General features: G+C 33.9%; 15 protein-coding genes. All 15 read right to left on the reverse strand.

The genetic code is table 11. The features are described 5' to 3' along the window. Positions 1-199 precede the first annotated feature (199 nt). The 15 genes from JS40_RS00490 to JS40_RS00560 all read right to left on the reverse strand — a co-directional run bounded on the left by JS40_RS00490 (position 200) and on the right by JS40_RS00560 (position 11,410). A complete protein-coding gene (locus JS40_RS00490) occupies positions 200-661 on the reverse strand; it encodes a hypothetical protein (protein ID WP_233273922.1) in 462 nt (153 codons plus the stop codon). A gap of 481 nt (positions 662-1,142) precedes the next feature. Beyond that, on the reverse strand, positions 1,143-1,670 hold the full coding sequence (locus tag JS40_RS00495; protein WP_034257672.1) for a hypothetical protein: 528 nt from the start codon (positions 1,668-1,670) through the stop codon (positions 1,143-1,145). 199 nt (positions 1,671-1,869) lie between these two features. Further along, on the reverse strand, positions 1,870-2,352 hold the full coding sequence (locus JS40_RS00500; RefSeq protein WP_034257673.1) for a hypothetical protein: 483 nt from the start codon (positions 2,350-2,352) through the stop codon (positions 1,870-1,872). Positions 2,353-2,496: 144 nt separating this feature from the next. Beyond that, the gene (locus tag JS40_RS00505) at positions 2,497-3,066 is read right to left on the reverse strand and encodes a hypothetical protein (protein WP_152558086.1); all 570 of its coding nucleotides are present in this window, start codon (positions 3,064-3,066) and stop codon (positions 2,497-2,499) included. Between the two features lie 526 nt (positions 3,067-3,592). Next, positions 3,593-3,973 (reverse strand): hypothetical protein, encoded by a 381-nt coding sequence (locus JS40_RS00510; RefSeq protein WP_201770358.1) that lies wholly within the window; start codon positions 3,971-3,973, stop codon positions 3,593-3,595. Positions 3,974-4,147: 174 nt separating this feature from the next. Further along, positions 4,148-4,609 (reverse strand): hypothetical protein, encoded by a 462-nt coding sequence (locus JS40_RS00515; protein ID WP_034257676.1) that lies wholly within the window; start codon positions 4,607-4,609, stop codon positions 4,148-4,150. 242 nt (positions 4,610-4,851) lie between these two features. After that, positions 4,852-5,313 carry a hypothetical protein gene (locus JS40_RS00520; RefSeq protein WP_034257677.1) on the reverse strand — a complete coding sequence of 154 codons (462 nt, stop codon included), beginning with the start codon at positions 5,311-5,313 and terminating at the stop codon, positions 4,852-4,854. 210 nt (positions 5,314-5,523) lie between these two features. Continuing rightward, positions 5,524-6,093, reverse strand: coding sequence for a hypothetical protein (locus JS40_RS00525; protein ID WP_034257678.1), 570 nt, complete (start codon positions 6,091-6,093; stop codon positions 5,524-5,526). A gap of 157 nt (positions 6,094-6,250) precedes the next feature. Next, positions 6,251-6,841 carry a hypothetical protein gene (locus JS40_RS00530; RefSeq protein WP_034257679.1) on the reverse strand — a complete coding sequence of 197 codons (591 nt, stop codon included), beginning with the start codon at positions 6,839-6,841 and terminating at the stop codon, positions 6,251-6,253. 221 nt (positions 6,842-7,062) lie between these two features. Further along, positions 7,063-7,584 (reverse strand): hypothetical protein, encoded by a 522-nt coding sequence (locus tag JS40_RS00535; RefSeq protein WP_034257680.1) that lies wholly within the window; start codon positions 7,582-7,584, stop codon positions 7,063-7,065. A 194-nt stretch (positions 7,585-7,778) separates the two neighbouring features. Next, positions 7,779-8,249 carry a hypothetical protein gene (locus tag JS40_RS00540; RefSeq protein ID WP_034257586.1) on the reverse strand — a complete coding sequence of 157 codons (471 nt, stop codon included), beginning with the start codon at positions 8,247-8,249 and terminating at the stop codon, positions 7,779-7,781. A gap of 534 nt (positions 8,250-8,783) precedes the next feature. Next, entirely contained in the window at positions 8,784-9,134 is a 351-nt protein-coding gene (locus tag JS40_RS14715) for a hypothetical protein (RefSeq protein ID WP_051957446.1), read from the reverse strand. A 163-nt stretch (positions 9,135-9,297) separates the two neighbouring features. Further along, positions 9,298-9,867 (reverse strand): hypothetical protein, encoded by a 570-nt coding sequence (locus JS40_RS00550; protein ID WP_152558086.1) that lies wholly within the window; start codon positions 9,865-9,867, stop codon positions 9,298-9,300. 526 nt (positions 9,868-10,393) lie between these two features. Further along, a complete protein-coding gene (locus tag JS40_RS00555) occupies positions 10,394-10,774 on the reverse strand; it encodes a hypothetical protein (protein WP_201770358.1) in 381 nt (126 codons plus the stop codon). A 174-nt stretch (positions 10,775-10,948) separates the two neighbouring features. Continuing rightward, positions 10,949-11,410 (reverse strand): hypothetical protein, encoded by a 462-nt coding sequence (locus tag JS40_RS00560; RefSeq protein ID WP_034257676.1) that lies wholly within the window; start codon positions 11,408-11,410, stop codon positions 10,949-10,951. Between the last annotated feature and the right edge of the window lie 244 nt (positions 11,411-11,654).

Here is an 11,654-nt window from a genome sequence, read left to right on the forward strand (position 1 = left end):
GCCATTTAACGGTAACGGTTAAGGCTAAAATTTCGGCGGGTTGGCAGCGACGCCGGGGATCCGCCTTTGGCGGAACATCGGAGTGGGGAGCTGCTTCCCAAATTTGTCCGAGTAACTTTTTAGCTTCTTTAAAAGTATGAATATTGTTTTAATTATTTCAGCCCCGCTGAATTATAGCCATTGTTGTACACCGTTTTTTTTATTTTAAGTATCTCAGATTAAATATTGCTTGATGGTCAGTTTCTGTGAACTCAAAAATTCCATCGATGATTTTTTTCATTTCTTTTCCTAAAAACACACTGTCATCTGTTTCCTCTATAAATTTGGCAAAAGTTCGAATTGGTGTTTGTCCATGCATTTCGTCCAATTCGATAAGTTTTAAATCCGATTTTTTATATTTAATATATGTCCGATTATTTTCAATTCCATCACGGTCAATTATAAAGAAAATCACAAATCCGTTTTGATATTTTATTTTATCGACGTCAAATATTTTGAACCAAGACGGTGTGAATTTGAGCGAATCAACTTGTAGTATAATCTCATTGTTTCTAATTATCTCAAGTTGGACTCTACTTTTCTTGCTGTCACGAATAAACCTTTGAACAAATTCAGTTGAGTTTTTTGGTTTTCTTGTCAGAATGTTTTTTATAAAATTCACGATTTTTATGTCAGAAGTTTAGTTTTTGGTCAAAATGGTGTACAACGGTTTTGTATAACGTTCCGTTGCGGAACGTTTCGACTAAAATAGTTAAAAATTCCTATATTTTCTCTTTGCAAAGATTTTCAGAATTGAAAATCGGCAGCAATGGACGGTATACATTGTTACCTTAAGTGGCGAGCCGAAACTTCGGGCCGAAACCGACTTTAGCTGATCATCAGAAACCATTCCGAACAATCAGAGAGTTGGTCTAATCAGAGTTTATTCAGAGAACCAGCAAAATTGTCGGAATTGCTGAAGTTCTTAGAAATCCAATCAGCTAATGAAATGTCGAAGCCATTTAACGGTAACGGTTTTGTGTATGATTAGTGGCGTGTTTAAGCACCTAATTTAGCAAATAAACACCAGATAGAAAATCCGTGAGAATTTTCGTAAGTAGGCTCTCAATAGCCATTAATTATACACGTTGTTGGCAGTCGTTCTAGTCAGACGAAATCTCCAATGTTATTAATTTACCTCTTGAATCCGAGAAGATTATAAAAAAGAAATAGTCGTAGATATGTCCCATTTCATTAAATAAACCGTGTATTTTATCAGATTCAGGTTTAAAATCGTCAATTGTCAGCATAAAACAAGGATAGCTACAATCAAGCTCTTTCAGATGAATGTCAACACTTTCCAGATCAGATTCGAAACTCTTTAAGTCAGAAGCAAAATTTTCCCAATCCTTTTCGAAAGAGAGGAATATTTTCTTTACCACGTTAAGTAAATTGTCATCAATTTTATAAATATCATTTGCCGTGAGGTTTTCAGTTCTGAATGGGAAAGGTAGGTGATCCGTTTCTTTTTGATACTTCGTTACATTTTCGCTAGAATAATGCAATTGCAAAAACCGAAGGATGTTTTTTTTATCAATTCGTCCCGTAGTTTTTGAATCAGAATATTTTGCATACCCAATATATCCAATATCAGATTTCAATTCAGTCAATGTTGCACTTGTGGTTCTCATAAGAATGACTGCCAACGGTTAAGGCTAAAATTTCGGCGGGTTGGCAGCGACGCCGGGATCCGCCGCAGGCGGAACATCGGAGTGGGGAGCTGCTTCCCAAATTTGTCCGACTTACTTTTTAACTTCTTTAAAAGTATGAATATTGTTTTAATTATTTCAGTCCCGCTGAATTTTAGCCTGTGTTAGGCTTTCGTTAAAGTTATTCCACTTTGTCTTTTATTTGCTTTAATATTCGGTTTTCAAACTCTTTTTTCATTGAAGTGTTTTTCCACCAAAAGAAACTATCGTTTACGTTTTTCCAATTCCCAAGTATCAACCCGTCGTTTACTGCTACAAAGGCAAAATCAGTTTTATTATTTGAATTTGGTCGTGTCCAAGTATGTATAATTTGATTTTTGTCCGGATAATAAAAATAGAATGAGTGCCAATACCCTTTTTTATGATCATTTAAGTATTGTTCTTCACCATTTGATCCAATTACTTTTGAACTTAAATTCAGAGTTGAATTTTCTTTTTTGAATTCCTGAATTATCTCAATCAGTTCATTCTCCGAAACATCAAATTCATATATTTCAGCTCGTGCGTAACTTCCGGGAGCGAAAGACCAAATAAAATAATATCCTAGTATGAGAATTACAAAAACTGCTAGAATTCCGATTACTAAGTTTCTTTCCTTTCTCATTTTTTTAATGAAGCCTAACGGTCTCGTATAACCGCCGTTGCGGTTTTTAGAATACGTATTATTCAGATGTTAAGATACTGTTTTTGTAGGAATCTAAATTCGATTAAGCAGCAATGGCGGTTATACATTGTTCTACGCAGTTTTTTATTCCTCAACAAGTTCATATCCATAAATTCCATTTTTGTTTTCTGGGTATATTTTTCTCATAGTCAGATAGTAATCTTCCAAAAATCGATTCAAGTCCACAAGCCCATTGGTGAAAAACTGAATTGTATCTTTTTTGTTTTGAACAATTAAAATTCCGCGTGTTTTGTCGTCCGACGTTTTGCGTTGAGCATTTCTTTCAATAAACTTTTCAAATTCCCAAACCGTGTCCTTTTCCGATATTTTTTTCTCGTAAACTAAATTCCAATCTGGATTTTTATTATCATTAAAAGTCAGTTCTTTGAATTCAGTCCGAACTTTTATTGAGTCAGAATGTTTGGTGATTTCAATTCTCTCATAACCTTCGTATGTGCAAACTGAATGGTCAAAGAAAATTTTTAAAGTGTCTAATTCAGTCATCTTTTTCTTAAAATCGGTCAAGTCCTTTTTTAAATCAAAATCAGATGTTTTCTGTTCGGTTTGAAAGTCATTTTTGGTATTTGCTCTTTTTCCCATTATTGAAACTCCAAAAAGTGAAATTCCAACAAAGCCAACAACTAATATTGTCACAATAATTAATGCTATGTCGAACGTTTTTTTCAAATTGCGTAGAACGGTCACGTATAACCGTCAGTTACGGATTAATATGCGTTAATTTTCGGTTTAGTACAGACTTTAGCAATTCCGAGTGGATTCGGACGTAGTCGAATCCGCCGTAATTGCGGTTATACATTGTTGTAGCACGTTTTTTCTCAATCAACATACCATTCAAATATTGTCGAAAACAAAATAATAAACGGAATACTCTGAACAATCAAGGTTATAATAATTGGTTCATAATTCAGTTTTTTGCGATTTTTTACAATGTATATTATTAATAAAATTAACCAAACTAAAAATGAATAGAACCATATTGATAGAGTAAAATTCAATATTGGGGAATAACTTTGATAAATTTCCAACTCCTTTGGGTCAGGATTACCGTACGTTGGTAAATGTCCTACAATCCTTGATGCGTGTATGTAAAAAACGAGAATCGAAACCGAAAATATTAAAGCGAAAGAAGATAAAAAGTAAATTGTGTTTTTTATCCATTTCATCGGCATCCAATTTTTTGATTTTCCAATTTGGAAAATTTTTGTTTATCAGTTTTCTTGATATCTGTCAATTCAAATCGGTTTTTGTCTAAAGAATTGAAGTCAACTGAACTCAAATATTCTTGAACAACATTACGGTCAATCATTATTTTTCCACCGCCAGCCCAATGTCGGTTATTTCCATTTTTCTTAATTCCAGAAATCCAATATTCGTCTCCAGTTTCTATGTCGTAATAGTGTCCAGCAATTCCTTGAGCATTTGAGTATTTAAGTGCTTTTCCATTAAAATAGATAGTTCGACCAGATTTTGAAAATTCCGCCATACCAATCCACGCAGGTCCATTATCTGCAAATCCGCTTTTTAATTCTATATATTTCAATTCAGATTTCATTTTTCGTCAAAATGTGCTACAACGGTCTCTGGCTAAGCTTGCGTTGCGTGTTGGTTGTTCGGTTTAGTCAGATGAACCTTAAAGTTTTTTGAAAGGTAAAACTATTTTTTGAAACTCTAAGTAGCAATGAAGCTTAGGCGTTGTTGTAAAACGTATTATTTATCAGATTTCAGGTTTACCCAAAATCGCTTTATTTTCGGAACCAATTAGCCATTCAGAGATTTGTTTGCCTCTAATCATTGTATCTGGAACAACTAAGTACAGTAAATCCAATCCGTTATTTTCTTGACTCATATCTGGTTCATCTTCTGGCACAATTCTCAGTTTTTGTCCTATCTCAAAATTTCTATAATCACATTTTGAAATAACAGAAACTTTGTCGGGCAAATGTGGCTTTACAGTTTCACCAATTATGAGCGCATAAGGAATAGCAAAATCGCCACAGGAATGATTCGTTGGATAAAATTCCGTTACAATCAAATCAAATGGATCTTCAACATTATAGTATTCAAATCCAATTTCTTTCAGAGTGTCATTAGAGTTTTCAATATCAATTGTTGTCTTTTCAAGTTTTGATTGACAACCAATGAGGAGAGCAAATAATATGAAAATTAGAGGTTTCACTATGTTTTACAACGGTTTTGTATAACGTTTGTGGCGGCTGGCGGCTCTGATTCAGCTAGACCGACCACGCTCTCAGCGTGGGGCGGGCAGTCACGCCACCGGCGTGACGTGCGAATCAGAAGTGTCGGCAAAGCCGCTTTTTGTTATTTGTCAGTTAAAGATAAAGTTTTTTTAGTGACGAAATCTTACGTTTTCTAAAGGGCTAGCTATAAAATCGTTATGCAATGTTGGCACTTGTTAAATTAGATATAGTATGTGTTTTTAACTTTTTCAATTATTTCCCCCATTTTACTGTGATCGAAAATTACACGCATAGATGATGAGCCAAAACTTGAGTATCCAAAATTTCTCTCTGTCGGAAACAGAATAAACTTGTGGTCAACTTTCGCAAAATATAAAGGAGGAGCAATGAAATAAATTCTACCAATTCTTTGAACTTCGCTCCAATTTTTGTCTTTTTTAATTCCACGATCCGAATAAATAATTCTACTATGGTTAACCTTAACTTTTTTAATTCTGTCAAAAAGAATCGTGTTTATAAGAATTAATATAATCCCGATGCTACTGAAAATTGAGAGTTTTTTCCAGTCAGTAATTTGATCAGGATTATAAAACTTTAATACGCTAGCGAATATTAAAAGAAATCCAATAATCATAAGAATGTATTTCCAAAATAAGACCTGAAGTTTATTACTCTCTGTCATACAATTCTATTTTTTTTAATAAGTGCCAACGGTTAAGGCTAAAATTTCGGCGGGTTGGCAGCGACGCCGGGATCCGCCTGCGGCGGAACATCGGAGTGGGGAGCTGCGTTCCCAAATTATTCCGAGTAACTGTTTTAGCTTCTTTAAAAGTATGAATATTGTTTTAATTATTTCAGCCCCGCTGAATTGTAGCCATTGTTACCTACAGTTTTAACTTAACCAAACTCCTATTGAATCGACATATTCCCAATTCCCATTTGTAAATTTGTAAATACTTATAGAACCGCCAGGTGAGCAGATACTTATTTCTATTACTGCAATATTGTATGATTCATTAAATATTGGAGGTGATAGATATAACCACCCGGAAGGACATTTCTTCCAAAGAATTTCTCGGCCTTTCTGACTACCATTCTTCTGGAAAATTGAATCAACTTCGGAGCGTTTTATCAAATCCATTTTGTAATTCAATGATAGTTCATCAATCCTAAACCTTTTAGACAAATTATCTTGTTTGTCAAGAACTGAGTCATTGTTCAATTCTAAGGCTTCCAATAAATCCTTTTTATTATTGTGTTCAGGTCTTTCATTATCTGCGATTTCTAAAAGTGATTGGTGAGGTGGTTCAAGCAAACAGCTACAATCTGGTTCATTATTTTTTAGAATGCTGTTTACTAATTCGGTCGATTTTTGATTGTAATTATTTATATCGTCATCAATTGGTTTATTACAGCCAAGTATCAAAATCAGCGATAGTAAAATAGTTATTCTAAGATTCATTTTTAAATTGTAGGTAACGGTTTTGTATAACGTTCCGTTGCGGAACGTTTAGACTAAACTACTTAAAATTAATGGGATTTCCCGCTTGCGAGGATTTTCCGAAAGGAAAATCGGAAGCAATGGACGTTATGCATTGTTGCCAACAGTTTTTTTTGATTTAATCTTTTTCCCAAATTCCATTATTTAATCTATAAATTGATAGATGACTTCCCAAATCCAAATGAGTAAATCCCATTTGAATATCAATTACAGCTGTTCGGTAATTTTTATCAAATATAGGTTTAGAGATGAAATAAAAATCATTTGGGCATTTTTCAAAAAATGTATCGATTTGCTTTTCAGTACCAAATTGAGCAAGAGAATCCAATTTTTTTCTTATGGAATCAAATTTGCTATATTCAATTAATTCCGTTTTATTTCCGAACATCGAATCCTTGAAATCAAAATTTTTTGAAAGTCCGATTAGACTGTCAAGTGTGTTTTTTTTATCAATTCTAAGAATTCCATTTAATCTGTTCCTATAATTAATCGCAGGCATTTTATTTTCAATAGCTTCGAGTAAATTTGAATTTGTATTTGGTCGAATTATATATGAGCATTCAAAAAGGTCTTCAGAGAAAATCTGTGTAATTAACTCTGTTGCATTCTTATTATAATCATTTTTGTTTTCAACATCGCCTTTCTCTTTACAGTTAGATAATGAAAAAAATAAAATGATAAATGTTAGTATGTTTATAATTTTTTTCAAATTGTTGGCAACGCTCGCAGCTATGGTGCGGTGCGCCTGCGGCAGCTTCGGCTAGAGAAACGGGCGGAGCCCGGTTGGAAGCGTTAGCGTGCGTTTCGGAGCAATGGCGAAGCCGCTTGGTTAATTTTTCGGTTTTTTAAATGTAAGTAATATTGTGCGATTTTTCATTAACCTAACCAACTTAGCACTGCAGCTATAGGTGATGTTACCCATAGTTATTTTTAACTAAAATCAGGACTGAAAATTTCGTGCTTTAACCGAAATTCAGTTGTTAAAAACTTAATCGCTTTAGTAGCATTTTCTTCATTCTTAAAATAAATGACCGGATCTCTTTTCGTATGTCGTTGATTTAAAACGAATATTTCAAACGAATTGAATGATTCACTTTGGTCGGGATTTGCAGAAGATACAAAGGCAAACTTCTGTTGCTTTTTAATTTTCAATATTGAAACCGCAGGTCTATCGGATAATTTTATTTTACTTTTTAATAAAGTGATTCCTTTAATTGAAATTGTTTTATATAAATTTTCACCTTTTTTCTGCAAGCCTTTCTTGGAGAATATCAATGCTAATAAAAATAAAGTTAGCATTAAAAAGAATATGGAAGTTATAATTCCGATTACCTCATAAAGTGCAGAAATTGAATTATAAAAGCCAATAGCGGAAATTGCTGCAAACCCACCTAACATAGTTTTCTGATGAAAAGAGTATCTATCTTCGAACGTAATTTTGATTATTTCCATATTTTTAAAACAAATAGTTCCGTAATAATTATGGGTAACGGTTAAGGCTAAAATTTCGGCGGGTTGGCAGCGAAGCCGGGGATCCGCCGCAGGCGGAACATCGGAGTGGGGAGCTGCTTCCCAAATTGTTCCGAGTATCTTTTTAGCTTCTTTAAAAGTATGAATATTGTTTCAATTATTTCAGTCCCGCTGAATTATAGCCTATGTTGGGTATAGTTTTTAATCAAGTTTTGTATAGTCCATTTGAAATTCAAATGAGCTAAAATTCGGGCGCCTAAATTAAATCCGAAAAAGAACAATAAGGCAATCCAAATCATATCTACATCTAAAGTACTCAAAGCTGAAAATTCGGTTTTCGATGCGACTAAAAATAGAATAAAAGGAACTGCTATTAAAAGAACCATCCAATTTCCATTTGTGACAACAATTGTATCTCCTTTATCTTTCACTTTGACTACTCCACTGACCAATATAATTCCTACATGAAAAGCATAACCTGTGGCATGTGCAGCATGAAATACTAACCGATTTTCTTTTTTTGATATATATCCAAAATCTTCTTTTTGCAAATAGCCTTTCACAAGATCTAATATTTCAGACGTAGATATTTCTCCGATCTCGGATTTTTTAAATTTTGTCTGAAATTGTATCGGAAGTAAAGTCATTTCTAAAATTATACCCAACGGTTTTGTATAACGTTCCGTTGCGGAACGTTTTGACTAAAATAGTTAAAAATTCCTGTATTTGCTCCTTGCAAAGATTTTCAGAATTGAAAATCGGCAGCAATGGACGGTATACATTGTTACCTTAAGTGGCGAGCCGAAAATTCGGGCCGGAACCGACTTTAGCTGATCATCAGAAACCATTCCGAACAATCAGAGAGTTGGTCTAATCAGAGTTTATTCAGAGAACCAGCAAAATTGTCGGAATTGCTGAAGTTCTTAGAAATTCAATCAGCTAATGAAATGTCGAAGCCATTTAACGGTAACGGATTTGTATAACGTTTGTGGCGATTGGCGGCTGAATCGGAAGGAATCCCGCCTCTGGCGGGAGCGGAAGCAATCCGCCTTGGCGGATGCGTGCGATTCAGCGTTGCGTGGGCGCCGCAAACTCTAGTTTGTCAGATAAAGATAAAGATTTTATGTTTTGTAAATACTCAAATCAAATTATGAAAGCCATAAACCGTTATGCGGTGTTACCTACTGTTGACGAATAAGCATTTTGAAAGTTGCTAATGAATTAATTCTTGAATAATTTTTTGCTAAATATTCGATGATTTCCAAATCAGAGAAGTCAGATAAATTCAATTTTGGCTTTGTTAAACTTTCAGATTCTTGAAATTGACCAGTAATAAGCCATCTAGCATCAACATCCTGAAATTTTTCAAGAATATCAGAAATTATATCAAAACCTGGATTATTTCCTGCTTTTTTCAATCTGTGTAATTTCTCAGCAGATTTATAATTCAAACCTTTCGTCGCGAATCTTGTCAGATTATTGTAACCCTCTTTTTTTGCAATTTCAATAATTCGATCATAAATCGTACTCATATTAATACTCTAAATGTTAATACTCAATAGTAGGTAACGGTCTCGTATAACCGCCGTTGCGGTTTTTAGAATACGTATTATTCAGATGTTAAGATACTGTTTTTGTAGGAATCTAAATTCGATTAAGCAGCAATGGCGGTTATACATTGTTCTACGCAGTTTTTTATTCCTCAACAAGTTCATATCCATAAATTCCATTTTTGTTTTCTGGGTATATTTTTCTCATAGTCAGATAGTAATCTTCCAAAAATCGATTCAAGTCCACAAGCCCATTGGTGAAAAACTGAATTGTATCTTTTTTGTTTTGAACAATTAAAATTCCGCGTGTTTTGTCGTCCGACGTTTTGCGTTGAGCATTTCTTTCAATAAACTTTTCAAATTCCCAAACCGTGTCCTTTTCCGATATTTTTTTCTCGTAAACTAAATTCCAATCTGGATTTTTATTATCATTAAAAGTCAGTTCTTTGAATTCAGTCCGAACTTTTATTGAGTCAGAATGTTTGGTGATTTCAATTCTCTCATAACCTTCGTATGTGCAAACTGAATGGTCAAAGAAAATTTTTAAAGTGTCTAATTCAGTCATCTTTTTCTTAAAATCGGTCAAGTCCTTTTTTAAATCAAAATCAGATGTTTTCTGTTCGGTTTGAAAGTCATTTTTGGTATTTGCTCTTTTTCCCATTATTGAAACTCCAAAAAGTGAAATTCCAACAAAGCCAACAACTAATATTGTCACAATAATTAATGCTATGTCGAACGTTTTTTTCAAATTGCGTAGAACGGTCACGTATAACCGTCAGTTACGGATTAATATGCGTTAATTTTCGGTTTAGTACAGACTTTAGCAATTCCGAGTGGATTCGGACGTAGTCGAATCCGCCGTAATTGCGGTTATACATTGTTGTAGCACGTTTTTTCTCAATCAACATACCATTCAAATATTGTCGAAAACAAAATAATAAACGGAATACTCTGAACAATCAAGGTTATAATAATTGGTTCATAATTCAGTTTTTTGCGATTTTTTACAATGTATATTATTAATAAAATTAACCAAACTAAAAATGAATAGAACCATATTGATAGAGTAAAATTCAATATTGGGGAATAACTTTGATAAATTTCCAACTCCTTTGGGTCAGGATTACCGTACGTTGGTAAATGTCCTACAATCCTTGATGCGTGTATGTAAAAAACGAGAATCGAAACCGAAAATATTAAAGCGAAAGAAGATAAAAAGTAAATTGTGTTTTTTATCCATTTCATCGGCATCCAATTTTTTGATTTTCCAATTTGGAAAATTTTTGTTTATCAGTTTTCTTGATATCTGTCAATTCAAATCGGTTTTTGTCTAAAGAATTGAAGTCAACTGAACTCAAATATTCTTGAACAACATTACGGTCAATCATTATTTTTCCACCGCCAGCCCAATGTCGGTTATTTCCATTTTTCTTAATTCCAGAAATCCAATATTCGTCTCCAGTTTCTATGTCGTAATAGTGTCCAGCAATTCCTTGAGCATTTGAGTATTTAAGTGCTTTTCCATTAAAATAGATAGTTCGACCAGATTTTGAAAATTCCGCCATACCAATCCACGCAGGTCCATTATCTGCAAATCCGCTTTTTAATTCTATATATTTCAATTCAGATTTCATTTTTCGTCAAAATGTGCTACAACGGTCTCTGGCTAAGCTTGCGTTGCGTGTTGGTTGTTCGGTTTAGTCAGATGAACCTTAAAGTTTTTTGAAAGGTAAAACTATTTTTTGAAACTCTAAGTAGCAATGAAGCTTAGGCGTTGTTGTAAAACGTATTATTTATCAGATTTCAGGTTTACCCAAAATCGCTTTATTTTCGGAACCAATTAGCCATTCAGAGATTTGTTTGCCTCTAATCATTGTATCTGGAACAACTAAGTACAGTAAATCCAATCCGTTATTTTCTTGACTCATATCTGGTTCATCTTCTGGCACAATTCTCAGTTTTTGTCCTATCTCAAAATTTCTATAATCACATTTTGAAATAACAGAAACTTTGTCGGGCAAATGTGGCTTTACAGTTTCACCAATTATGAGCGCATAAGGAATAGCAAAATCGCCACAGGAATGATTCGTTGGATAAAATTCCGTTACAATCAAATCAAATGGATCTTCAACATTATAGTATTCAAATCCAATTTCTTTCAGAGTGTCATTAGAGTTTTCAATATCAATTGTTGTCTTTTCAAGTTTTGATTGACAACCAATGAGGAGAGCAAATAATATGAAAATTAGAGGTTTCACTATGTTTTACAACGGTTTTGTATAACGTTTGTGGCGGCTGGCGGCTCTGATTCAGCTAGACCGACCACGCTCTCAGCGTGGGGCGGGCAGTCACGCCACCGGCGTGACGTGCGAATCAGAAGTGTCGGCAAAGCCGCTTTTTGTTATTTGTCAGTTAAAGATAAAGTTTTTTTAGTGACGAAATCTTACGTTTTCTAAAGGGCTAGCTATAAAATCGTTATGCAATGTTGGCACTTGTTAAATT

Origin of the sequence: Altibacter lentus (genome assembly GCF_000746845.1) — a bacterium.
In the GTDB taxonomy this organism is placed as follows: domain Bacteria; phylum Bacteroidota; class Bacteroidia; order Flavobacteriales; family Flavobacteriaceae; genus Altibacter; species Altibacter lentus.